The organism is Streptomyces sp. WP-1 (assembly GCF_030450125.1).
Taxonomy (GTDB): domain Bacteria; phylum Actinomycetota; class Actinomycetes; order Streptomycetales; family Streptomycetaceae; genus Streptomyces; species Streptomyces incarnatus.
The window spans coordinates 4,980,964-5,004,092 of record NZ_CP123923.1; the positions used below are offsets into that span (position 1 = coordinate 4,980,964).

The 23,129-nt window shown below is 70.1% G+C and carries 22 protein-coding genes, 1 tRNA gene and 1 pseudogene; 14 read left to right on the forward strand and 10 right to left on the reverse strand.

What is annotated here, in order from left to right; all coding sequences use genetic code 11:
* Positions 1-27: 27 nt before the first annotated feature.
* Together QHG49_RS21875 and QHG49_RS21880 are read right to left on the reverse strand one after the other, a co-directional pair.
* Positions 28-387 carry a co-chaperone GroES gene (locus tag QHG49_RS21875; protein ID WP_037651486.1) on the reverse strand — a complete coding sequence of 120 codons (360 nt, stop codon included), beginning with the start codon at positions 385-387 and terminating at the stop codon, positions 28-30.
* 73 nt (positions 388-460) lie between these two features.
* Positions 461-787, reverse strand: coding sequence for a DUF3618 domain-containing protein (locus QHG49_RS21880; RefSeq protein WP_145485297.1), 327 nt, complete (start codon positions 785-787; stop codon positions 461-463).
* A 102-nt stretch (positions 788-889) separates the two neighbouring features.
* On the opposite strand from QHG49_RS21880, the gene bcp reads away from it, so the two are divergent.
* From bcp to QHG49_RS21900, 4 genes are all read left to right on the forward strand, one after another.
* The gene (bcp, locus tag QHG49_RS21885) at positions 890-1,357 is read left to right on the forward strand and encodes a thioredoxin-dependent thiol peroxidase (protein ID WP_145485298.1); all 468 of its coding nucleotides are present in this window, start codon (positions 890-892) and stop codon (positions 1,355-1,357) included.
* 141 nt (positions 1,358-1,498) lie between these two features.
* On the forward strand, positions 1,499-2,164 hold the full coding sequence (locus QHG49_RS21890; protein WP_301490846.1) for an HNH endonuclease: 666 nt from the start codon (positions 1,499-1,501) through the stop codon (positions 2,162-2,164).
* An 8-nt stretch (positions 2,165-2,172) separates the two neighbouring features.
* Positions 2,173-2,835, forward strand: a complete 663-nt coding sequence (locus QHG49_RS21895; protein WP_301490848.1) for an HNH endonuclease — start codon at positions 2,173-2,175, stop codon at positions 2,833-2,835.
* Positions 2,836-2,851: 16 nt separating this feature from the next.
* Positions 2,852-2,928: transfer RNA gene (locus tag QHG49_RS21900), tRNA-Leu, on the forward strand.
* Between the two features lie 52 nt (positions 2,929-2,980).
* On the opposite strand, the gene rdgB is transcribed toward QHG49_RS21900, so the two are convergent.
* Both rdgB and QHG49_RS21910 read right to left on the reverse strand, forming a co-directional pair.
* Positions 2,981-3,583, reverse strand: coding sequence for an RdgB/HAM1 family non-canonical purine NTP pyrophosphatase (gene rdgB / locus QHG49_RS21905; RefSeq protein WP_159701746.1), 603 nt, complete (start codon positions 3,581-3,583; stop codon positions 2,981-2,983).
* A gap of 424 nt (positions 3,584-4,007) precedes the next feature.
* Positions 4,008-5,381: an SGNH/GDSL hydrolase family protein gene (locus QHG49_RS21910; RefSeq protein WP_370530494.1), complete on the reverse strand. Its 1,374-nt coding sequence runs from the start codon at positions 5,379-5,381 to the stop codon at positions 4,008-4,010.
* Between the two features lie 221 nt (positions 5,382-5,602).
* Between QHG49_RS21910 and QHG49_RS21915 the strand changes: the two genes are divergently transcribed.
* Positions 5,603-6,922 (forward strand): DUF445 domain-containing protein, encoded by a 1,320-nt coding sequence (locus tag QHG49_RS21915; protein ID WP_301492884.1) that lies wholly within the window; start codon positions 5,603-5,605, stop codon positions 6,920-6,922.
* A gap of 310 nt (positions 6,923-7,232) precedes the next feature.
* A complete protein-coding gene (locus QHG49_RS21920; protein WP_159708207.1) occupies positions 7,233-8,714 on the forward strand; it encodes an MFS transporter in 1,482 nt (493 codons plus the stop codon).
* A 74-nt stretch (positions 8,715-8,788) separates the two neighbouring features.
* Here the strand turns inward: QHG49_RS21920 and QHG49_RS21925 are convergent, their stop codons facing one another.
* Complete coding sequence (locus tag QHG49_RS21925) at positions 8,789-9,091, reverse strand: hypothetical protein (RefSeq protein ID WP_145485304.1); 303 nt, start codon at positions 9,089-9,091, stop codon at positions 8,789-8,791.
* A 155-nt stretch (positions 9,092-9,246) separates the two neighbouring features.
* Between QHG49_RS21925 and QHG49_RS21930 the strand changes: the two genes are divergently transcribed.
* Both QHG49_RS21930 and QHG49_RS21935 read left to right on the forward strand, forming a co-directional pair.
* Positions 9,247-9,672: an Hsp20/alpha crystallin family protein gene (locus QHG49_RS21930; RefSeq protein WP_301490850.1), complete on the forward strand. Its 426-nt coding sequence runs from the start codon at positions 9,247-9,249 to the stop codon at positions 9,670-9,672.
* Between the two features lie 300 nt (positions 9,673-9,972).
* Positions 9,973-10,449 (forward strand): DUF2267 domain-containing protein, encoded by a 477-nt coding sequence (locus tag QHG49_RS21935; protein WP_370530495.1) that lies wholly within the window; start codon positions 9,973-9,975, stop codon positions 10,447-10,449.
* A 32-nt stretch (positions 10,450-10,481) separates the two neighbouring features.
* On the opposite strand, the gene QHG49_RS21940 is transcribed toward QHG49_RS21935, so the two are convergent.
* The 4 genes from QHG49_RS21940 to QHG49_RS21955 all read right to left on the reverse strand — a co-directional run bounded on the left by QHG49_RS21940 (position 10,482) and on the right by QHG49_RS21955 (position 16,833).
* Positions 10,482-11,456, reverse strand: coding sequence for a hypothetical protein (locus tag QHG49_RS21940; RefSeq protein ID WP_301490851.1), 975 nt, complete (start codon positions 11,454-11,456; stop codon positions 10,482-10,484).
* A 29-nt stretch (positions 11,457-11,485) separates the two neighbouring features.
* Positions 11,486-12,457 carry a hypothetical protein gene (locus QHG49_RS21945; RefSeq protein ID WP_301490852.1) on the reverse strand — a complete coding sequence of 324 codons (972 nt, stop codon included), beginning with the start codon at positions 12,455-12,457 and terminating at the stop codon, positions 11,486-11,488.
* 90 nt (positions 12,458-12,547) lie between these two features.
* On the reverse strand, positions 12,548-15,694 hold the full coding sequence (locus QHG49_RS21950) for a DUF3427 domain-containing protein (RefSeq protein ID WP_301492887.1): 3,147 nt from the start codon (positions 15,692-15,694) through the stop codon (positions 12,548-12,550).
* 128 nt (positions 15,695-15,822) lie between these two features.
* On the reverse strand, positions 15,823-16,833 hold the full coding sequence (locus QHG49_RS21955; protein ID WP_159701728.1) for a hypothetical protein: 1,011 nt from the start codon (positions 16,831-16,833) through the stop codon (positions 15,823-15,825).
* A 244-nt stretch (positions 16,834-17,077) separates the two neighbouring features.
* Between QHG49_RS21955 and QHG49_RS21960 the strand changes: the two genes are divergently transcribed.
* The 3 genes from QHG49_RS21960 to QHG49_RS21970 all read left to right on the forward strand — a co-directional run bounded on the left by QHG49_RS21960 (position 17,078) and on the right by QHG49_RS21970 (position 19,737).
* Complete coding sequence (locus QHG49_RS21960) at positions 17,078-18,112, forward strand: permease (RefSeq protein ID WP_301490854.1); 1,035 nt, start codon at positions 17,078-17,080, stop codon at positions 18,110-18,112.
* Positions 18,109-18,870 carry a TIGR03943 family protein gene (locus tag QHG49_RS21965; RefSeq protein WP_301490856.1) on the forward strand — a complete coding sequence of 254 codons (762 nt, stop codon included), beginning with the start codon at positions 18,109-18,111 and terminating at the stop codon, positions 18,868-18,870. The genes QHG49_RS21960 and QHG49_RS21965 overlap by 4 nt, the downstream gene beginning before the upstream one ends.
* A gap of 75 nt (positions 18,871-18,945) precedes the next feature.
* Complete coding sequence (locus tag QHG49_RS21970) at positions 18,946-19,737, forward strand: class E sortase (RefSeq protein WP_159701722.1); 792 nt, start codon at positions 18,946-18,948, stop codon at positions 19,735-19,737.
* Here the strand turns inward: QHG49_RS21970 and QHG49_RS21975 are convergent.
* Positions 19,679-21,079 (reverse strand): annotated as a pseudogene (locus QHG49_RS21975) (MFS transporter); the annotation flags it as partial. The gene QHG49_RS21970 and the pseudogene QHG49_RS21975 overlap by 59 nt on opposite strands.
* Before the next feature lie 297 nt (positions 21,080-21,376).
* On the opposite strand from QHG49_RS21975, the gene QHG49_RS21980 reads away from it, so the two are divergent.
* From QHG49_RS21980 to QHG49_RS21990, 3 genes are all read left to right on the forward strand, one after another.
* Positions 21,377-21,904: a helix-turn-helix domain-containing protein gene (locus tag QHG49_RS21980; protein ID WP_159701716.1), complete on the forward strand. Its 528-nt coding sequence runs from the start codon at positions 21,377-21,379 to the stop codon at positions 21,902-21,904.
* 60 nt (positions 21,905-21,964) lie between these two features.
* Entirely contained in the window at positions 21,965-22,279 is a 315-nt protein-coding gene (locus QHG49_RS21985) for a DUF6412 domain-containing protein (RefSeq protein WP_301490857.1), read from the forward strand.
* A gap of 89 nt (positions 22,280-22,368) precedes the next feature.
* Positions 22,369-23,088, forward strand: coding sequence for a membrane protein insertase YidC (locus QHG49_RS21990; RefSeq protein ID WP_301490858.1), 720 nt, complete (start codon positions 22,369-22,371; stop codon positions 23,086-23,088).
* Positions 23,089-23,129 lie beyond the last annotated feature (41 nt).

Sequence of the window (23,129 nt, forward strand, 5' to 3'; positions counted from 1 at the left end):
TTCCTCGCTCATGGGGCCGCTACGGCCTCACAGATACAGCCCGGTCGAGTCCTCCGAGCCCTCGAAGCGGTCCGCGGCCACGGCATGCAGGTCGCGCTCGCGCATGAGCACGTACGCCACGCCCCGCACCTCGACCTCGGCCCGGTCCTCCGGGTCGAACAGGACGCGGTCGCCGGGCTCCACGGTCCGTACGTTCTGGCCGACCGCGACGACCTCGGCCCAGGCCAGCCGGCGTCCGACCGCCGCGGTGGCGGGAATCAGAATGCCGCCCCCCGACCGCCGCTCGCCCTCACCGGTCTCCTGCTTGACCAGCACCCGGTCGTGCAGCATCCGGATGGGCAGCTTGTCGTGCTGCGGGGTGCTCTGCTCGTGTCTCTTGGCGCTCACGCCTCGAACCTACCTGCCTTCCCCGCGCTCGTGGCCCCCTGGGTGGCCATCGTCCGTACCGGCGCTCGTGGTGTCAGCGCCCGCGCCGCCGGGACAGGGCGACGAGGCCCACCACCCCGACGACCACGAGCGCGGCCGGCACGACCCGCTCCGCGCGCAGCCGGCCGTCCTCGTCCGTGAACTGCGCCCTGACCTCGCTCACCATCCGGTTGACCTGCACATACGCACGCCCAACGGTGTGATCGATATTGGCCACCGCCTTGGCCTTCGCGTCCCCGACGATCGTCTTCGGGTGCACCCGCACCCCGATCTCGTCGAGCGTCTCGGCCAGCACTTCGCGGCGGCGCCTGATGTCCGCCTCGATCTGCGCCGGGGTTCTGGTGTCCGCCGTGTCCGCCACCGTACGGCCTCCGAAGTCTGCCGAAATCTGCTGTCCTGTTCCGGACAGTCTGTCAGCTCCGGCCCGCGCCGCACCGCAAGGGGCCCCGGTTAGGCTGTTCCGATGAGCGAGCGACTCCAGCCGGGGGACGTGGCCCCCGCCTTCACCCTTCCGGACGCCGACGGTAACGAGGTCTCCCTCGCGGACCACAAGGGCCGCAAGGTCATCGTGTACTTCTACCCCGCGGCGCTTACCCCGGGCTGCACCAAGCAGGCCTGCGACTTCACCGACAACCTCGACCTGCTGGCCGGCGCCGGCTACGACGTCATCGGCATCTCCCCGGACACCCCGGAAAAGCTTGCCAAGTTCCGTGAGAAGGAGTCCCTCAAGGTCACCCTCGTCGCCGACCCCGACAAGAAGGCCGCCGAGTCCTACGCCGCCTTCGGCGAGAAGAAGAACTACGGCAAGACCTACATGGGCATCATCCGCTCCACGTTCGTCGTCGACGAGGACGGCAAGATCTCCCACGCCTTCTACAACGTCCGCGCGACCGGCCATGTAGCCAAGATCATCAAGGATCTGGGTATCTGAGCGGTTCTCTTTCTCTCTCACGGCGGCCCGCACCAGGTGGTCCTGGCGCGGGCCGCTTTCCTGTCCCCCCGTGACCGTCCGCCAGACGGTTCGTTGCTCCATGCGAACAACGAACACCTGCCCGTACCGGAGGGGGACTCGATGGGGGCCAGCGCGTACACCAAGGAGCGGCTGGAGGAGGCGGCTCGCGGCGCACGGACGTTGTCGGAGGCGTTGGAGAGGCTGGGGGTGGATCCGAGGAGTCCGACGCGGGACTACATCGCGCGGCGCATGAAGAAGCTCGGGGTGGACGCGTCGCACTTCCAGCGGGAGGGCACGAAGTGGACGCGCGCGATCCTTGAACCGGTGGTGGCGGCCTCCACCAGCGTCAACGAGGTGGTACGGCGGCTTGGGCTCGACTCCGTGGGCGGCCACCAGACCAACATCGCCCGGCGGATCAGGGCGTACGGACTCGACACCACGCATTTCACGTCCGTGGTGCGTACCGAGCGGATGAGGGACAACCGGCGCCGCCGAACCGCCGAGGAGATCCTGGTCGAGAACACCTCGGAGCATGCCGCGCGCGTCCCGGGACGGCGACTCAAGAGGGCGATGAACGAGATGGGTGTGGAGGAACGCTGCGCCCGCTGCGGCACGGACCCGGTGTGGCGGGGCCGCCCGCTCCCGCTGGAGGTCGACCACATCGACGGCAACTGGCGGAACAACCGCATCGAGAACCTCCGCTTCCTCTGCCCCAACTGCCATTCGGTCACGGACACTTACCGGGGCCGGGGCAAGGGGCGGCACACAGGGCCCGGCGCCCTGTGAGCAGCGGCGTGCGGTACACGCGTGAGCGGCTGGCAGAGGCCGCCGAACAGTGCGCGAGCCTGGACGAGGTGATCGCCTTCCTCGGCACCCGGCCCTACGCCGATGCCCGCCGCCACCTCGCCAAGCGATTCGCCCACTTCGGCATCGACATCTCGCACTTCGACCACGGCGCCGTCCGGATCAGGTGCGAAGCCCGCCCCGCTGCCCTGGAACTGCGTGCCGCGGTGGCCGAGTCGATCTCCTTCGCGGGGACACTGCACCGCCTTCAGCACCCCGTCACCGGCTCACAGCGCGCGCTGCTGCGTGGATGGATCGCCGAAGAGGGCATCTCCACCGCGCACTTCCTCGGGCAGGCGCACCAGCGTGGCACGACCCACTCCGACCGCTCGAAGAGCCCCGAGGACATCCTGGTCGAGCACGACGGCCGGCGTCGGACACGTACCCGCCTGCTGCGCCGCGCGCTGCGCGAGGTGGGCGTGCCGGAGCGGTGTGCCGAGTGCGGTATCGGTTCCGAGTGGTTCGGGGAGCCGATGACGCTGGAGGTCGACCACATCGACGGGGACTGGAGCGACGACCGGCGGGAGAACCTGCGGCTGCTGTGTCCCAATTGCCATACGACCACGAGCACCTGGTGCCGAGGCGGTCGGCGAGGGCATACTCACTCCCGGTAAAGTGAGGTCACGGCTCGCGCCCGTACTCCAATTGGTAGAGAGACAGGTCTTAGGAACCTGGTGTTGTCGGTTCGAATCCGACCGGGCGCACCAGCAGAAGCGGCCCCGCACCTTCGTTTCAAAGGTGCGGGGCCGCTCCATAGGTTCAGCCGAGCAGCTCCCGCACCACCGGTACCAGTGCCCGGAACGCCTTGCCGCGGTGGCTGATGGCGTTCTTCTCGTCGGCGGTCAGCTCGGCGCAGGTGCGGGTGTCGCCGTCGGGCTGGAGGATCGGGTCGTAGCCGAAGCCGTTCGTGCCGGCGGGGGCGTGCCGCAGGGTGCCGCGGAGTTGGCCCTCCACCACGCGTTCCGTGCCGTCCGGCAGGGCCAGCGCGGCGGCGCAGGCGAAGTGGGCCGCGCGGTGTTCCTCGGCGATGTCGCCGATCTGCGCGAGAAGCAGGTCGAGGTTGGCCTGGTCGTCGCCGTGCCGCCCGGCCCAGCGGGCGGAGAAGATGCCGGGGGCGCCGTTCATGACGTCCACGCACAGGCCGGAGTCGTCGGCGATCGCCGGCAGCCCGGTGGCCTGCGCGAGGGCGTGCGCCTTGAGCAGGGCGTTCTCGGCGAAGGTGACGCCGGTCTCCTTGACGTCGGGGATCTCGGGGTAGGCATCGGCGCCGATCAGCTCATGAGGGAGCCCGGCATCGGCCAGGATGGCCCTCAGCTCGGTGATCTTTCCGGCGTTACGGGTGGCGAGGATCAGGCGGGTCATGCCGCCCAGTATTCCTCGCCGCGCCTGCCTGCCGACGCCGGCCCCCGAGCGCCGACGCCCGCGCCTGACCGTCGACGGCGGCTCCGAACATCGATGCGCTCGACGCCTGCCTCCGACCGCGGACGTCCGTCTCCGAGTACCGACGCCCGCCGCACCCGCCGCCCGGCACTCGCCCTCCACCACTGGCGCCAGCTTCCGGCCGCCGTGCCCACCCGCTTCCGCAGCCGACACCTGCCGCGCCCGCTTCCGAGGCTCTGACGCCTGGCCGCGCCCGCCGCGACACGCCACCGGTGCCGGCTGGCGGCCGTCCCATCTGCTTCCGCAGCCGACACTTGCCGTGCTCGCCGACACCTGCCACCGGCGCCGCCGTCCGGTCGCCGACGCCGGCTTTCAGCCAGCCGCCGTCCGCCCCGGTCGTCCCGACTCACAACTCCGCCTGCCCGCCCCCTTTCAGGGTCCGCAGGTCGAACACCTTGGCCATCGTGGCGAAGCCGAGGTCGCTGGGGTGGAGATGGTCGCCCGAGTCGTAGTCGGGGCGCAGGCGGCGGGGGTCGTAGGGGTCGCGCAGCGCCTTGTCGAAGTCGGTGACCGCGTCGTACACCCGGCCCGCGCGGATCTGCGCGTTGATCTGCCGGCGCACGGCCTCCCGGGCGGGGGTCCAGCCCCGGTGGCCCTGGAACGGCATCAGGGTCGCCCCTACGACCTTCAGCCCGCGCGCGTGGGCCTCGCGGACCAGGGTGCGCAGGCCGGTGAGGATGCGGTCGGGGCCGTCGAGACGCGGGTCGCGCAGGATGTCGTTGATGCCGAGGTCGATGACGACCACCTTGACGTCGGTGCGGGAGAGCGCGTCGCGCCCGAAGCGGTTCAGTCCGCTCTGGTTCTCCGCGGGGCGGCCGAGCCCGTCGGCGAGGACCTGGTTGCCGCTGATGCCCTCGTTGACGACGCTGTAGCGCGGCAGCCGCTGCCCGCCCGCGAGGGCGGAGCGCAGCCGGTCGCCGAGGACGTCGGGCCAGCGACGGTTGGCGCCGACGGTGGAGGTGATGCCGTCGGTGATGGAGTCGCCGAAGACGACGACCGTGCCGTCGGCCTCGTTGCTGAGCACGTCCAGCGCGGTCAGATACCGCCAGTACGGCGTCCGTCGGGTGTAGGGGGCACCGGTGGAGTCCTCGGTGCGGTCCCCGGCGGCGACGTACGACGTCTGCTGCGCGTGCGGGTGGTAGGTGACCGGCCCGGAGGGGGTGGGGGAGTACGTGGTGACGAGGACGTCGGTGTCGTGGGGTATGAGCAGGCGCACCGCGTCGCTGACGACCTGTTCGCCCGCGGGTATGACGACGCCGGTGGCGCCCCCGAAGGTGAGCCGCCGCATGGTGTCCGCGTCGGCCGCCGCGGTGGCGTCGCCCGCGGACAGCGCGAGGGTGGCGTGGGTGATGTCCAGCGGTGTCTGGCCGTAGAGGTTGGAGAGCGTGATCCGGGCACTCGTACCCCCGGCGTCCGCGTGGACGACGTTGCGCACGGAGCGGCCCGCGAGGCCGGCCGTCTCGGTGCCCGGTTCGCCGCCGACGGGGGCGCCGGCCCAGGAGCCGACCCAGGTGCCGGTGGACGCGGGTGCGGCGGAGCCGTGGTGCGGGCGGTCGTCGGCGAGGGTGCCGCGGGCGGTGTGGTCGCCGGTCGTCGCGGTGACGTAGATACCGGTGCTGACGGCCACCACCAGCGCGACGAGCGCGCCGAGCAGGGCGAGGTACTTGGTGCGGTGCTGTGCGCGGGGGGCCTCGGGGGCTCCGTCGGGGCGCGTGGTCACGCTCGTGCCGTTCTCCTCGGGAGGGGAGTTCCGGGTCTCCTCGGGGGAGGGACCTCCGGGCTCCGATCTTGATGGGTCCATGATGCTTCATGGGCCGGGCCGCACCGTCGGGGCCCAGGGCCCAGGTCCCCGCCTGAACAGACGCCGGGAACTCCTGTTCCGTTCCGGGAGTCGGTCAGGAGGGGACAATTGTGCGCGGGATCACCGAACGGGTGGAGCTGATGGAACCTACCGAGACCGGAACTGCCGGACCGGCCGCGTCGTCGTCGTACCGGACGATGACGGCCTTCACCCCGGCCGACGAGGAGCGTCGGCGCGGGGTGCGGCGGATGAAACTGACCGCGACGGGTCTGCTGCTGTTCGTGGCGGTGGTCTACGTCCTGTCCAAGCTGGCCGGGAACGCGGGCGCCGGGGCGTGGGCGGACTACGTCTCGGCGGCGGCGGAGGCGGGCATGGTGGGCGCGCTGGCGGACTGGTTCGCGGTGACCGCGCTGTTCCGGCATCCCCTGGGGCTGCCGATCCCGCACACCGCGATCATCCCGACCAAGAAGGACCAGCTGGGCGTCTCGCTGGGCGAGTTCGTGGGGGAGAACTTCCTGTCCCAGGACGTCGTACGGCAGCGGCTGCGCGCCGTCGGCATCGGTGCCCGGCTGGGTGCCTGGCTGGCCGAGCCGGAGCATGCGGACCGGGTGACGGCGGAGCTGGCGACGGCGTTGCGCGGTGCGCTCACGGTGTTGCGGGACTCGGATGTGCAGGCGGTGGTGGGGGAGGCGATCACGCGGCGGGCCGGGGCCCGGGAGATCGCGCCGGGGCTGGGCAAGATGCTGGAGAAGGTTGTCGCGGACGGCGGTCACAAGCGGGCGGTGGACCTGGTGGTCTCGCGGGCCCATGACTGGCTGGTGCTGCACGGCGACAATGTGATGGGGGCGGTGCAGGGCGGGGCGCCGGGCTGGACCCCGCGGTTCGTGGACCGCAAGATCGGCGAGCGGGTCTACAAGGAGTTGCTGCGTTTCTGCGCGGAGATGCGGGACATGCCGTCCCATCCGGCGCGTGGCGCGCTGGACCGCTTCCTGACCGATTTCGCCTCCGATCTCCAGTCGGACACCGAGACCCGGGCGCGGGTGGAGCGGCTGAAGGGTGAGGTGCTGGGCCGGGGCGAGGTGCAGGATCTGATCGCGTCGGCCTGGACGGCCGTACGGTCGATGATCGTCGCGGCGGCGGAGGACGAGCGCAGTGAGCTGCGGACGCGGCTGCGGTCGGCGCTGCTGTCCCTGGGCGCGCGGATGGCGAGCGAGCCGAAGATGCAGGAGAAGGTGGACAGCTGGCTGGAGGGCGCGGCGGTGCATGTCGTGACCACGTACCGGGCCGAGATCACCTCGTTGATCACGGACACGGTGGCGGGCTGGGACGCCGAGCACACCACCCGGAAGATCGAGGCGCACATCGGGCGCGATCTGCAGTTCATCCGGATCAATGGCACGGTGGTGGGATCACTGGCGGGGCTGCTGATCTTCACGTTGTCGCGGGCGGTGGGTGGCTGACGGCGGGTCACCCGGGCGTCTGGAACGGCGGCGTGGGGGTATCCGTCGTCCTGCCGTCCCCCCGTCCCGGGGGGCGTCCTCGACGAGGAGCGAGCCGATGACAAGAGCCGAGAAGGCGTCGCGGGAGGCCGGTGGATACGGCCGGACGGGTGACGGCGGTCGGTCGGGTGAGGGTGGCCGGACGGGTGACGGCGGCCGGCCGGGTGGCGCTGGCTGGTCGGGGGGTGGCGGCCGGTCGGGTGATGCCGACCGGTCTGGTGACGGCGGCCGGTCGGGTGACGGCGGCCGGTCGGCTGGTGGCGGCCGGACCATCACCACCGACATCCCGGCCCGCCTCGACCGCCTCCCGTGGTCCCGCTGGCACTGGACGATCGTGATCGGCCTCGGCACCGTATGGATCCTGGACGGCCTGGAGGTGACGGTCGTCGGCAACATCGCCAGCCGTCTGGCCGAACCGGGCAGCGGTCTGTCGATCACATCCGGCCAGATCACGGGCATGGCCGCCGCGCTGTACGTCGCGGGCGCGTGCGTGGGCGCGCTGTTCTGGGGCCGGCTGACCGACCGTTACGGCCGCAAGAAGCTGTTCATGATCACCCTGGCGGTGTATCTGGTGGCGACGGCCCTGACCGCGGTCTCCTGGGAAGCCTGGTGGTTCTTCCTCTTCCGCTTCCTGACCGGCTTCGGCATCGGCGGCGAGTACGCGGCGATCAACTCGGCGATCGACGAGCTGATCCCGGCCCGCTACCGGGGCCGCGTCGATCTGATCATCAACGGCAGTTTCTGGCTGGGCGCGGTGGGCGGTTCGCTGCTGTCCATCCTGGCGCTGAACACCGGCCTGCTGCCGATGAACGTGGGCTGGCGGCTGACCTTCGCGCTGGGCGCCGTACTGGCGCTGGTGATCCTGCTCGTACGGCGGCACGTCCCGGAGAGCCCGAGGTGGCTGCTGATCCACGGCCGGGACGAGGAGGCGGAGGAGATCGTCACCGGCATCGAACGGCAGGTGGAGGCGGAGAAGGGCGTCCGGCTGCCGGGGACGGACGCGCGCCTGGCCATCCAGCAGCGTAAGAGCGTCACCTTCCGGGAGATCGCCCACACGGTGTTCGGGCGGTACCGCAAGCGCGCGGTGCTCGGTTTCTCCCTCTTCATCGGGCAGGCGTTCCTGTACAACGCGATCACGTTCGGCTTCGGCGCGATCCTGACGAAGTTCTTCGGGGTGCCGACGGACCGTACGGGCTACTACTTCGCGGTCATCGCCGTCGGAAACTTCTTCGGCCCGCTGCTGCTGGGCAAGCTCTTCGACACGGTCGGCCGCCGGGTGATGATCTCCTCGACGTATCTGCTGTCGGGTCTGCTGCTGTTCGGCACGGCGTGGCTGTTCGACCGGGGCGTGCTCAGCGCGACGACGCTGACGGCGTGCTGGTGCGCGGTGCTCTTCTTCGCCTCGGCGGGCGCGTCCAGCGCGTATCTGACGGTGTCGGAGATCTTCCCGATGGAGACGCGCGCGATGTCCATCGCCTTCTTCTACGCCCTGGGTACGGCGGCCGGCGGCATCAGCGGCCCGCTGCTCTTCGCCGACCTCACCGGCACGGGCAGGGTCGGCGACACGGTCCTGGCCTTCTGCGTCGGGGCGGCGCTGATGTGCGCGGCGGGCCTGGTGGCGGCGGCGCTGGCGGTACGGGCGGAGGGGCGGTCGCTGGAGGACGTGGCGACGCCGCTCACGGCGGTGGAGCAGGGTGCGGCGCCGGGTCCGGGCGCGGGCACCCAGGGCCCGCCGGCGGTGGGCAGGGCGTGAGGAGCCGCGCGGCCCGTCCGCCGTCCGTCCGTCCGTCCGTTCAGGCCCTGTGTAGGCCCTGTACAGGCCCCGCCTCAGGCCCTGCGGTCGGCGACGGCCCAGGAGGCGAGGGCGACGGCACCGGCGACGCCGAGGACGGAGGGCCAGGCGCCGACCTTCTTGGCGAGCGGGTGGGAGCCGGCGAAGGCGCCGACGTAGGCGGCGGTCAGCGCACCGGCGGCCGCGTTCCCGGCCTGCTTGCGCCACTGCTGCGCGGCGGCGGCACCGGCGACGGCGAGCACGGCCCCGCCGAGCGGCCGCTTCTTCGTCCACCGGGCGACCCCGTACCCGCCGACGAGCCCGCTCGCGGCGACGACAGCGCTGGGAACCTTGGCCATGGATGCCTCCGAATGTCGTAGAGGCTGCCGAGGCTAACGCGCGGGCGGACGGGCTGACCTAACCTGAGTCGCAGCTTGTCAACTTTCCGGCTGCGCGCTATATAAATACCCGTAAGGGCATCGCACCCAGCACCTTGAGAAGGGAGTGACCCGTGATGCTCATGCGTACCGACCCGTTCCGCGAATTCGACCGACTCGCGCAGCAGGTACTCGGCAGCACGAACCGCCCGTCGGCGATGCCGATGGACGCCTACCGTTCCGGTGACGAATTCCTGGTCCACTTCGACCTCCCCGGCGTCGCTCCGGAGACGATCGAGCTGGACGTCGAGCGCAACGTCCTCAATGTCCGCGCCGAGCGCTGCGGCCCCATTCCGGAGGACGCTCAGACGGTGGTCGCGGAGCGGCCGACGGGCACGTTCACCCGGCAGCTCTTCCTCGGCGACACCCTCGACACGGACCGCATCGACGCCTCCTACGAGTCCGGTGTCCTGACCCTGCGCATCCCGATCGCCGAACGGGCGAAGCCGCGCCGCATCCAGATCAGCGGCGGCACCCCCGAACGCAAGCAGCTCGCCGGCTGACCCCCTCCGGGGAGGGGCGGTACCCATAAGTCCCGCCTCTCCCCGGCCCGTTCGGCCCCGCACACTTGCCCACCCGTCCCGATCCACCCGTACGGCGACGGGGTACCGAACCACTGGACGTACCGGACACCCGCGCGCCCCGCGGAAGGAGCCCTGACGATGACCACGACGGTGCCGAAGCCCGCTCTGCGAACCACCGGGAACAACACGACGGCGCCGCAGCCAGCCTGGGGGAACCCGAGGGTGCGGGAGCCGGCTCCGGGGACTGCCTGGGAGAGCCCGACGGTGCGGGAGCCTGCCGTGGGGAACCCGAGGGCGGCGGAGCACGCCCGGAGGATCGCCTCGAAGGATCTGGGGGCGCCGGAGCACACCCCGAAGACCACCTGGGAGAACCTGACCGAGGCCGTCCGCGAGACGGGCGGCTACCCGACCCGGGCGCAGGCCGAACGCCTCACCCGCACCGTCCTCACCGCCCTCGGCACCCACCTGACCGGCGACGAACGCGTCGCCCTGGCCCAGTCCCTGCCCCCCGAGGCCGGCCACCTGATCGCCTCCCAGATCCCCCTGCCCCACCCCCTGACGGCCCGAGAATTCGTGGACTCCCTGTCCACCCGGATCCCCGACTCCACCCCGGCAACGGCCCGCTGGGACGTCAGCTCGGTCCTGACCGCCCTCTCCACCACGATCGGCCCCGCCCTGACGGACCAGGTGCTGTCTCAACTGCCGCGAGGGTATGCGCTGTTGTTCGGAAGGGCGGAGCTGGCGGCTATGGCGTGACTGCCTGACGCCCAGTACGGGAGTCGGTTCCGCTAGCTCGTGGCCGCAATATCCGTCGTCGAGGGCAATGCAAAGTAAGGGGCAGGCCAGTCCACGGATCCATCTGAATCAGCTTGAGCCACGTGCTGCAAGAGGAGGAAGGTGGGGTTTTGCAGTTGATGTTCAACGTCCTTGTCCACAAGAGGCGTTGTTATCGGTATCGAAGGGTACTCTATGCCTAGCAGGCTGCATATGTGTTCGAGTTCTTCGTTCTTGTTCCCTTCGCCGAGGTTTCCCTTGAGGTAGTCGCGTAGGCGTGAGCAGATATCGAGTATCGCCTGGCCGCTCGCGGTGACTTGATAGATGCCGCCCTGGAGGCTCTCGCTCTCCAGGAATCCGAGTATGAAGAGTCGTTCAGTCTCGTACTTCACCGCGTTTGGGTTTTTGTCTAGATCCTTCGCGGTCCTGGTGTTGTTTCGGTATCCATGCTTCTTGATGTAGGAGAGAATGGCGATCGGGAGGCCGGGGCGCTTGGCGGAGGCGAAGCGTGTGGTGTCACGCGAGGTGAGGCCACCGAGAGTCACATGAAGGAGGAGATCCTTGGTGATCTCCTCCTTCAGGGCGTTGTAAATGGACTCCTTGACGTTCTCGTCCTTGGCCTTGAAGTCTGCCGGGACCCAGAAGACCCGCAAGCGGGACAGGCGGTCCCGCATCGGTGTGTCGAGGTAGGACTGGGTCACCTCGGCGAAGCGGGAGCGGAGCTTGCTTTCGTGGCGCGCAATATAGACGGCGGCTTCTATATCGCGCTCATTGAGCAGGGTTCTGAGGTCCTTGTCGATTCCGTCGCCGCCATGCTTCCATAGCGTCTGCCCTACGATGACCTTCGACCAGTCTTGTTTGAGATCGCAGGAGAAGTCAAAGAGTTTGCGCTGGCCTTCGGTGTAGCCGAAGAGGCCAGAGTTCGACGCGCTCTCCATGATGTGGAGTGCTGCATTTGAGAGGTATTCATGCTCTGGTGAGGTTGGCATGGTGGCTCCAAGAGGGCGGCGGGGAGACCTTACTTAGCCGGGATTCTGCTGTAGCCGTTACCCGCCCGGTAGGCGAGGTCAATTTCCTCTGCGCGCAGAAGGTCTATCAAGTCGTCCTGCGGCTTCCCAGGGAGCAGGGCGGTCAGCTTGGGGCGATGTGGCTTTATGTGCCGCACGTAGTCCTTGAGTTGACCTATCGCCGCCCGCACCTCATCACGGGAGCTCTCCCCTCGCACCGAATAGAGCTCGTGCGTGGTGGCGTCGTAGAGGTCGGTCTTGAGGATGGACGTGGTGTCGGCGATCTTTATCTCGTAGGCAAAGACCTCATGTCCTTGCTCGATGAGCTCCTTGAGGTATGTTTCCCGCAGTTCGGATTGTCGGAGCTCCGCAATGACGCTGGGCTGAGCCGCACGCCTGCTTTCCGAGGCCCGCCGCCTCTTCGGTGCGACCGGCCTCAGCTCGGGCATCTCGGGCTCGGGCAGCCTCGTCGCTGCGACGGTCGCCAGAACCCTTTGTGCGACGGTCTCAGTCGCGCGCGTGACGGCATCCTTGGCGAGGCGCTGGTACGCACCTGTGGGGCGCAGGCGGAAGACGATGATGAGGCGCTGTGCTTCATGCTCGCCGTGGGCCTCGCGTACGGTGTAGGGCTGCTCGACGTCCAAGGTGAACTCGCCGATGTACCGCTGCTGCTTGGCACCGGACTTCGAGCCGGGAACCCTTCCATCCGCGACGAAGACGTGCAGGGCCTTAGGCTTCTTGGGATCAGCGTGGTACAAGACAGCTGCGTTTCGAGAGCCCCTCTGGCCCAGAAACGTTTGGTCTCCGCTGGTGCCCTGGCCGGTGTACTCGAAGATCGGCCCAAGCTCGTCTTCTTCCGCCAGCCAGCCGTCCTCGTAGCCGTACTTCTTACCGCTGTTGTGGTCGACGTAAATGAGGATGTTTGGGGTGGTTGTGGAAGAAATGATCCCCCCTTGACTCCCTCCGCCGAACAGCTTGTCCATCTCTGCTCGTGTGGTCAGTTGCCCAGGGGTGATCGAAGGTATGCCCATACCTTGACATTAACTGATCACACTGACAGCGAAGATGCTCGACTAGCCGGCGTTGATGGCCGCATAGGTCCACACGTCGGCCGGCAGGTGGTTCTCCAGACGCCAGGTGATGGCCATGGGCTTGCTACCGGTGTGCTGTTCGTAGGTGGCGGGACCCAGGAGCATCCAGGGATGAGGCTTACCGATGTCAGTGTTCTTGTAGCGCCGCATGAAGAGGAGAACGTGGCTGCCGCGCTCCTCGTGGTGCTGGTAACGCAGACCGGTAGGGGAGTTCGCGGCCGTCGCGTTCTGGGACTCCCAGTGGAACAGGGTCTGACTCAGCGCGTAGTCCTTGTAGCGGATGGTGGGTGAGAAGTCCCGTTCGTTCTTTTCGAGGGTGATCAGGAGAGCATCCGTTTGCAGCTCTTCGACCCATTGCACTCCTTGGGCGAAGGAGCGGGGCATCTGGCCGCCGAAGCGGGCGACGCCGAGGGCGGCGAGGATCTCCGAGCGGTTGTAGGCGCTGTGCACCCTCAGCGGGACCTTGCTCAGATGGCCGGACAAGGGGAGCGGGACATGGTCGGCCTGCTCCATGACGTGGGCAAGCACCTGCCGGAGCTCATCCCGGAACGCGCGCTGGGTACGCAGCGTCTCCAGGCCCTCCTGGTAGCTGGTGAAGCCACCCGCGTTGTCCCAGAGGTTGAAGAACAACATGCGAGCGTACGACTGGTCGGTTGGGCTCAGGCTCTCGTACGACGGAGCATCGTCCTGGAGGAGCCGCAGGTAGGCGTCGGCGCGGTCTGGGTCGTCTACATGGAGGAAGGCGTGGACGCGCTTGAGGAGTGCAGCCTCTGCGGCGGATGCAGCTCCGTCCATGAGGCCGGCGCGACGCAGCACCGTCGTCCATGAGTTGTCGCTCTTGTAGAGCTCCTTGATCTCCCGACGACTCTCGCGGAGGTAGTCGGCGAGGCGAGGCGTGCCGTAATCCTTGACCTCCTTCATTAGCGTCTTCACCGTGGCACCCAGCTGAGTCCGGATGTTCTCGATGACGAGGTCCTTCGACTTGCCCTCCAGGATGATCTGACAACCGGATGGCAGTTGAGGGAAGTCGTGCTGGATGTGCTCCAGGAGCCGGTTTCTGGACAGATTGGTCAGGGCGCGAAACTGTTCCTCAAAGCGGAACTCGGCTCGGTGCTGTCCGATGAAGTCAAGGACCGTGAGGACAGGCTTCGCTGGGGTTCGCCTGAGCCCTCGGCCCAGCTGCTGGAGAAAGATGGTGGCGCTGTTGGTGGGGCGCAGGAGGAGCAGGGTGTCGACGTCGGGGATATCGAGTCCCTCGTTGAACAGGTCGACCGAGAAGATCACTTGAAGCTTGCCGTTCCGCAGGTCGTCCAGCGCCCGGGAGCGCACCTCGGCGGGCGAGTCACTGTCGAGCGCCACCGCGTTGAAGCCGACTTTCCGAAAGAAGTCGGCCATGAAATGAGCGTGCGCCTTGGTCACACAGAAGCCCAGCGCCCGCATGGCACCCGGGTTGGAGACCTTGTCCCGGATCTGTTTGACCACGATCCGGGCGCGCGCATGATTGCCGGTATAGAGGTTGTCCAGGTCCCGGTCCGTGTACGAACCCTGTTGCCAGCCAAGGTTCGTTAGATCCGTGCCGTCCGGGATGCCGAAATAGTGGAAGGGGCAGAGGAGATCGTTTTCCAAAGCTTCCCAGAGCCGCATCTCGGCAGCGATGCGTCCCGCGAAGAACTCGTCCTGGACGTTGAGCCCATCCATCCGCTCCGGGGTGGCTGTCAGGCCCAGCAGTTCCTTCGGCGTGAAGTGGTCGATCACTCGCCGGTAGGTGGTGGCGGTGGCGTGGTGGAACTCGTCAATGACGATGATGTCAAAGTGATCGGGGGCCAACTGCTCAAGGCGCCGAACATTGAGGGACTGGACGCTGGCGAAGACGTGGTTCCACTCCCGTGGGTCCTGCCCTGCGTGCAGTAGCTCGCCAAACGATGCATCGTCCAACACCTCGCGGTAAGTGCGGAGCGACTGCTTGAGGATCTCCTTGCGGTGGGCCACGAACAGCAGCCGCGGTCGGGCCGCGCCACCTTCCCGGGGGCACAGGTTGCGATAGTCCAGTGCAGCCATCACCGTCTTCCCGGTGCCGGTTGCCGCGACCAGGAGATTGCGATGCCGGTCGCGAAGCTCCCGCTCGACAGTGAGCCGTTCCAGCATGTCCTGCTGGTGGGGGTAGGGGCGTACCTGAAGGCCAGAGAGGCTGATCTTTACCTCTGCGCCGGAGCTGACCCCACTTGCCTGGGCCAGCGCTTCATCGAGGCGGGCGCCGTGAAGGTCGGGGTCGTATGTCTCGAAGGCGGGGTCGTTCCAGTACGCGTCAAAGGTCGCCTCGAACTTGTTCAGCACGGCAGGTGTCGCCACGGATGACAGCCGTACGTTCCACTCCAGCCCGTCGAGCAGGGCCGCCTTCGACAGGTTCGAGCTGCCGACGTATGCGGTGTCAAAGCCCGTCTTTCGCCTAAAGAGCCAGGCTTTGGCGTGCAGCCGGGTGGAGCGGATCTCGTAGTTGACCTTGACGGTAGCGCCGAAGTCCTGGACCAGACGGTCGAGTGCCTGGCGGTCGGTGGCGCCGATGTAGGTGGTCGTGATGACACGAATGGGCACTCCGCGGTCCCGCGCCGCACGCAGGGAGTCCTCCAGGACGCGAATGCCGTACCACTTCACGAACGCGCAGAGCAGGTCGATGCGGTCCGCCGTGGCGAGCTCCGCCCTGAGCTCGGCGCCGAGACTCAGGTCTTCGGGCGAGTTGGTGATGAGTGAGGTCTCGGACAGCGGGGTCAGGGGACGCAAGGCGTATACCCCGGGCGCTTCTTGCTTCGCCAATGTCAAAAGTTGCCGCGGGCCATCGACAATCGTGGCCCTGGACGCTTCGTCCGCGCTGCTCGTATCCGAAGGCTTTGCCGTTGCCAGCGCTTCAAGGACACGATTTGCCACCTTGACCCGTTCCTCGGCTGGAAGCTGGGCCAATGTCTGGCCGACTGCATCACCGATGTGGCGAGCTAGGACATGGGGCGCTGACTCGGCGCTGACCTCGGCATCGATGGCCCTCCAGCCGGCCGCCTCGAACCGCGCCAGCTGATCACGCACGTCATGCGTGATCAGCTTTTCGTAGACGCCCGCGATCGGTTCCGACCCGTCCATCGGCTCTGCCACGGCCGCCCCCTCATCCGTCTCGTGCACGACTCAGCGTGCCGACATGGATCAGTTCTAACAGCAGCCACTGACAACGGGGCCATCGATGGGGGTTGGGGTAGTGGCCCCAGGCTGTACTAGGCGCCGTGACAGACGTCGTACCCCCGCCCCGCCCCGCACCAGCACTCCGCCCCCCTCCCCGGGGGCCACGCCACTGCCCTTCCCCGTGCTGCCAGCGTCGTCGCGTACTGGGGCAGCAAGGTCGGGTCGTCCGGGGAGGTTGCCTCCGAGGCGGCGAAGGCTTCGTAGGAGGGGACCGTGCCCGTGACGATGCCGAGGTTGTCGGTGCCGGAGGTGGAGAGTTCGCGGAGGGAGGACTCTATGGTCGTGAGGTGGGTGGCGTGGGAGGGGTACTCCGCGCCGAGGGCCGGGTAGGCCGAGAGGAGTTCGGTCAGTTCCGGGGCCGGCCAGTGCAGGACGGCCACCGGGAAGGGGCGCGAGAGGGCCTCCCGGTAGGCGCCCAGTTCCGTGCGCAGGCGGGAGATCTCGGCCTCCAGCTCGGCCGGGTTGTCCGAGCCGAGGGACCACACGCGCTTGGGGTCGTGGAGCTCGTCCAGGGTGACCGGCGCGGTGTGCAGGGTGTCGGCCAGGGTGTCCCAGTCGTCGTGCGGCAGGCCCCGCATCCGGCGGACGCGGTGGCGGCCGTAGAGGAGGGGGTGGAGGGCCTGCGGGGGCTCCGCGGCGTCGGGGAGCAGCAGCCGCGCCGCCTCCGTGAACGTCTCCTCCGCAGGCTCCAGCTCGTCGTGGGCCTCTAGGGATTCCGCGATGATCACCCAGGGGCCCGGCTCGTGCGGGGCCGTCGTGCGGATGCCCTCGATGATCGCGCGGGCCTCGGCCTCATGGCCGTACTCCCAGAGGTTGGACGCCTTCAGGGCCCGTACCAGCGACGGGTCGTCCAGGGCGGCCGGGTTGGACAGCAGGCGGTCGTAGAGGGTGGTGGCCGCGGGGCGGTCGCCGGACAGCTCCAGGTGGGCGGCAGCCCGCAGGAGCAGGGCCTCGGCGTCCTCCGGGTACAGGCCGGCGGTCCGCTCCAGGCGTGCCGCTTCGGCGGTGTGGTCGACGTTCTCGGCAGGCGTGTCGGGGCGCATGGGGGACACCGTACTGCCGGGCGCCGACAAACGTGAGGGCGGTCCGGTGGGGGTGATCCCTGAGGGGGACACCTCGCATATACCGGCCCCTGTCGGGATATACCGGTCCTCCGGGACCCGGAGGACCGGGGGGTGCCGGGGCCGCCCCGCCCCGCCGCGCACAGGACCACTCGCTATCTTCTCTGCGTACATCGGCATCCACGCGGACATCCGGTCCGCGCGGACACCTGGACATGGGATCGGGATGCGCGTGACGGGGGAGTCGGTCCACGCCGAGCGGGAGGGGCGAGGAGCGTCCCGGGCGGAGGACGAGGGCACCGGGGCGCTGCCCCGGTACTGGCCGCTGCTGCTCGTCGGGGCCGCCGTCGTGCCCGGCACCCTGCTCTTCCTCGTCGGGCGGTGGGGCGACGCCCCGGCCGTGCAGGCGTGGCGGACCGTGTGCCTGGCGGTGACCGTGCAGGCGCTGCCGTTCCTGCTGCTCGGTACGGCCCTGTCCGGGGCGATCAACGCCTTCGTGCCCGAGCGGGTGTTCCGGCGCATGCTGCCCCGGCGGCCTCTGCTCGCCGTACCGGTGGCGGGGGTGGCGGGGGTGGTGCTGCCGGGGTGCGAGTGCGCGTCCGTGCCGGTGGCCGGCAGCCTCATCGGGCGGGGGGTCCCCCCGGCCGCCGCGTTCGCCTTCCTGCTGTCCGCGCCGGCCATCAACCCCGTCGTGCTCACCGCCACCGCGATCGCCTTCCCCGGCAACCCGGCCATGGTGCTGGCCCGGCTGCTCGCCTCCCTCGCGACGGCCGTCGCCATGGGCTGGCTGTGGCTGCGGTTCGGGCGCAGCGAGTGGCTGCGGCCCGCCGTACGGCACTCCGGGCACCGGGCCGGGCGCAGCCGGTGGGACGAGTTCCGGGCCGGGTTCCAGCACGACTTCCTGCACGCCGGCGGGTTCCTCGTGCTCGGCGCGATGGCGGCCGCCACCTTCAACGTCGGCGTCCCGCGCTCGGTGCTCGCCGCCTTCACCGGCACGCCCTGGCTGTCCGTGCTCTTCCTGGCCGCCCTCGCCGTGCTGCTCGCCGTCTGCTCCGAGGCGGACGCCTTCCTCGCCGCCTCGCTCACCGGGTTCCCGCCGGTGGCACGGCTGGCGTTCATGGTGGTGGGCCCCATGGTCGACCTGAAGCTGATCGCCCTCCAGGCGGGCACCTTCGGGCGGGCCTTCGCCGTACGGTTCTCCGCCGCCACCCTCGTCGTCGCCGTCGTGTGCAGCGCGCTGATCGGAGGTGCCCTCCTGTGAAGCGGACCCTGCAATCGGGACTGCTGGTGCTGTGCGGGCTCGGGCTGCTGCGCGTCTCCCTCGTCACCGATCTGTGCCTGCGGTACGTCAAGGAGAGCATGCGGCCCCTGCTCATCGCCTCCGGGTGCGTGCTGGTGCTGCTGGGGGTCGTCGGCGCGGTCCTCGACCGGAAGCGGCAGCGGCGGGAGTACGACACCCACGGGCCCGATCACTCCCCTGCGACCCACGGGCACGACCACTCCCAGGTGCCCCGCGTCGCCTGGCTGTTGCTGCTGCCCGCGCTCAGCCTCCTCTGCTACGCCCCGCCCGCCCTCGGTGCCTACACCGCCTCCCGGCAGCCGCCCGAACCCATCGCCCGGCAGGGCGAGTTCGCGCCGCTGGCCGCCGTCTCGCCGCTGCCCATGACCCTGTCCAACTTCACCAGCCGGGTGCAGCAGGACCGCGCGCGGGCCATCAAGGGGCGCACCGTCCTGATGACCGGCATCGTCACCCCGCACGGGAAGGGCAGCTGGGATCTCACCCGGATCATCATCAACTGCTGTGCGGCGGACGCCCAGTCGGTGAAGGTGCGGGTGTACGGCGGTCCCGTGCTGCCTGCCGATACGTGGGTCACCGTCACCGGGACCTGGCACCGCGGCGGCACGCTGGGTACCGCTTCCGCGGCGGTCGCGCTGGACGCCCGTACCGTCGAGAAGGTGCCCCGGCCCCTCAACGGCTACCAGGACGCCCTCCCGCTGCCCACCACGCGCACTCCCTGAAATCGGCCGTGCCCCTGGCCAGTTGAGGGACGCGCGCCTATCGTGCGGGCGGCTCCCGGTGGAGGTGGTGGACGGATGCGGACCGCGGCGGGTGTCCGGGTCGTCGGGCACGGGGACCGGCGCCGGCGTGCCCGGTGCCGGCGACTCCTGTGGAGCGGCGGCGAACTGCTCGTCACCGCCGGGGCGTTGCTCCTGCTGCTGGTGGTGCACCAGCTGTGGTGGACCGACCGGGAGGCGCGGCAGGGAGCCGAGCGGAAGGTCGCGGCGCTGGAGCGGGAGTGGGGGCCGCGCGCCGACGGCCCTGTGCCGGGGGCGGGTCCGCCCGCGCCCACGACCCGCGCGCCCACGACACCCGGGCCCCGCACGCCGAATCCGTCACGGCAGCCGTCGTACGCCACCACCGTCCGCCCCCGCCCCTCCCAGGCGTACGCCGTTCTCGTCGTCCCCCGGCTCGGGCTGCGCGTCCCCGTCGCGGAGGGCGTCGGCAAGGCGGCCGTCCTGGACAAGGGGTACGTCGGCCACTACCCGGGCACCCAGCAGCCGGGCCAGGAAGGCAACTTCGCGCTCGCCGGGCACCGGAACACCCACGGGGAGCCCTTCCGGTACCTGCCCCGGCTGCGGCGCGGGGACGCCGTCGAGGTGGAGACGCGGACGGCGACGTACACGTACGACGTGGACAGCGTGCTGCCGCGGACCTCGGCGATGGACTCGGGGGTCGTACGGGCCGTTCCGCGCTCCCTCGTCCGGCCCGGGTACGGGTACCGCGAGCCGGGGCACTACATCACGCTCACCACCTGCACACCCGAGTTCACCTCCCGGTACCGGATGGCGGTGTGGGGGAAGCTGGTGTCGGTCCGCCCCCGGTAGCGTGCCGGTCCGCCCCGGTAGCGCCCTGTTCCCGCTCCCGCAGTACCAGCACGCCGGCCGCGCCCGTCACCGCCAGGCCCGCCGAGACCAGCAGGGCGAGGTCCGTGCCGTGGGCGAGGTGGCCGCCGGAGGTGGCGAGGGCGATGGTCAGGGCGACGCCGACGCTGGAGCCGATGTAGCGCAGGGTCTGCTGGGCGCCGGAGCCCATGGCGGCGCGTTCGCGGGGGACCGAGTCGACGGCGAGGAGCGGAAGGGCGCCGTTGAGCAGGCCGCTGCCCACGCCACCGACGATCAGACCGGGCAGCAGCCGGGTCCAGGAGCCGGAGCCGATGGCGCCGAGCATGGTCAGGGCGCCGGCGGCGTGCAGGGCGAAGCCCAGGGCGAGCTGGAAGCGCGGGGGGAGGGTCAGGCGCTTGACCTGGAGGGCGACGCCGAAGCTGAGCCCGGACCAGAGCAGCAGCAGACCGGCGGTGGCCAGCGGGGACAGGTGCAGGGTCCGCTGGACGACCGAGGGCAGGTAGCTGAAGACGCCGATCACCGCGAGACCCGTGAACAGGCCGCCCGCCGAGGAGGCCAGGAAGCGGCGGTGGCGCAGCAGGCCCAGATCGATCATCGGGGTACCGGAGCGCCGTTCGACGGCGACGAAGACGGCGATCAGCGCCACGGCCGCCGCCAGGAGCAGGCCCACCGGCGCCCGCAGCCAGCCGTCCCGGCCGAGCGTGAGGGCCGCGACCAGGGCGACCAGGGCGAGTCCGAAGGTCAGCGCGCCGGGTATGTCGGGGCGGCCGCCGCGGGGCGCGCGGGATTCGGTGAGGGTGCGGGTGCCGAGCGCGGCCAGGAGCAGGGCGAGGACGCCGAGGACGCCGTAGCCGGCGCGCCAGTTCGGCAGCGCCGCCGCGACCAGCGGGCCCGCCGCGATGCCGCCGCTGACGAACGCGCCCCACACACCGGTCGCGTGCAGCCGCCCGCGCGGGCTGGGGAAGGCGTGCACGATCAGGCCGAGGGCGCTGGCCAGCAGGGCCGCGCTCGCCGCGCCCTGGGCGATGCGGGCCAGGGTGAACTGCCAGGTCGAGGTGGTCAGCGCGCCGAGCGCGGTGGTCAGGCCGAGGGCCAGGGTGCCGGCGAGGAAGATCCGGCGGCGGCCGTGGTCGTCGGCGAGGCTGCCGGCCACCAGGAGCAGGGCGGCGAGGCCGAGCGGGGTGCCGTTCAGGAGCCATGCCTGGCCGGAGAGCGGGGTGTGCAGGGCGGCCGCGGTCCCCGGGAGCGTGACCATCGGGGCCGTGTAGTTCATCAGGGCCACGGCGGTCGCCGCGCTGACGAGGGCGAGGGTGGCGCGGGGGCGGACGGGGAAGAGCGCGGCGGAGTCCGGTACAGGGTCAGATCCATGGTCCGATCCCGGGTGCGGGCCCGAGCGTGGGCTTGGGTGGGATCCGTGGGTGCCGCGCGCCCCCGGTGCCTCGCGCGCCCCGCGTGCCGCCTCTCGCACTCCATGCGCCTCGCGCGCCTCGCCCACTGCGGCGGAATCGAGCCCGGTCATCGCACGTCCTCAGTTCGGTCATTGAACCTAGCTGTCCCGGCCACCGTAACATGGTCGGTTCGATGAATGAACCTAAGGTCGGGAAGTGGCTACAGTGGGGGCATGGCACTGGGCAAGGACTACGCGACACAGGAGTGCTCGATCGCCCGCGCGCTCGAGATCGTCGGCGAGCGCTGGACGCTGCTCGTCGTACGCGACGCGCTCTACGGTGTACGGCGCTACAACGACTTCCTCGTCCACCTCGGCATCCCGCGCGCCGTCCTCGCCGCCCGGCTCCAGACGCTGACCGCGGAGGGGATCCTGGACAAGCGCCGGTACCAGGAGTCGCCGCCCCGCGACGAGTACGTGCTCACCGAGCGCGGCATCGCCCTGTGGCCCACCCTGCGCGCCCTCGGGGTCTGGGGCCGCGACCACTTCACCGACACCCGGCTGCGCTACTTCCGGCACGCCGCCTGCGGCACCGAACTCGGCCCGTACGGCGAATGCGCCCGGTGCGGAACCATCGTGCCGGTCGCCGACGTTGTCATGGAGCCGGGCCCCGGACTCGATCCGGACCCGGCGGATCCGGTCAGCCGCGCACTGCTCAAGCCGCGGCGGCTGCTGGAGCCCATGGAGACCGACCAGGCATAATCCGGTGCGGGAAGCACCCATCGGTGGAGTCAGGGGAGGGGGACGACGATGAGCCGGACCATGAGCCGCGGGCCCGGCCGCGCCCTTGCGTTCCTGCTGGCCCCCCTGCTCCTCCTGCTCCCCCTCGCCCTCCTCGACACCGGCGGCCTCACCACCGCCGTTGCCCTCGCCGCGACCGCCGCCGCCGGTTCCGCGCTCGCCCTGTGCACGCTGATCGCCGCCGGCTGCGCACCCGCCGTACCGCCGACCCGCATCCGGACGGCGATACGCGACCGGGCCCGGCGCACGGTCTTCCTGCCCCAGCGTGATCCCGACGCGCGCGGCCGCCGCAGGCCCCGGGCGCCCGGACGGACCCTTCCGGCGACCGCCGCGTAGGGCACACACCCCGTATGCCGTGACCCCGCGCGGGTCGTCCTGCCGATCTCACTTCTCCCGGCACGACGAGACCCCCGGAGGGCTCACCCATGTCCGTCTTCCCCGTGTTCGCACACCTGGTCGAGCGGCTCGCCGACCTGCTCGCACCGCTCTGCCACGGCTCCGCGACCGCCGCCGCGATCGTCCTGTTCACCGCGCTCGTACGACTCCTCGTCCACCCCCTCTCCCGTGCCGCCGCCCGGGGACAGCGGGCCCGCGCCGCGCTCCAGCCGAGAATCGCCGAACTGCGCGAGCGGCACGGCAAGGACCAGGAGCGGTTCCGCAAGGCGCTGCTGGAACTGCACACCGAGGAAAAGGTCTCGCCCCTGTCCGGCATCCTGCCGAGCCTGCTCCAGCTCCCCGCGTTCTTCCTCCTGTACCACCTCTTCTCCAGCGCCTCGGGCAACGCGCTGCTCGGCCACCGGCTGTTCGCCGCGCCGCTCGGCGGACGCTGGGCCGACACGCTCGCCGGGGACGGCCTGTTCGGCGGCGCCGGGGTGGTCTACCTGGCGCTCTTCGCCCTGGTCGCGGGCGTCGCCACCTTCAACTACCTGCGCACGCGGAAGCAGATGGCGCAGAACCCGGTCATGGCCGCCGCCGGTGGCGAGGAGCGGGTGCCGGGGCTCGGGGCGGTCGGCAAGGTGATGCCGTTCCTGTCCTTCCTCACCCTGGTCAGCGTGGCCGTCGTACCGCTGGCCGCCGCGTTGTACGTCGTCACCAGTACGACGTGGAGCGCGGTGGAGCGGGCGGCGCTGTACCGGCAGCCGTAGCGGCCGGAACGCCCGGGGTTACGGTCCAGTACGTGAACAGG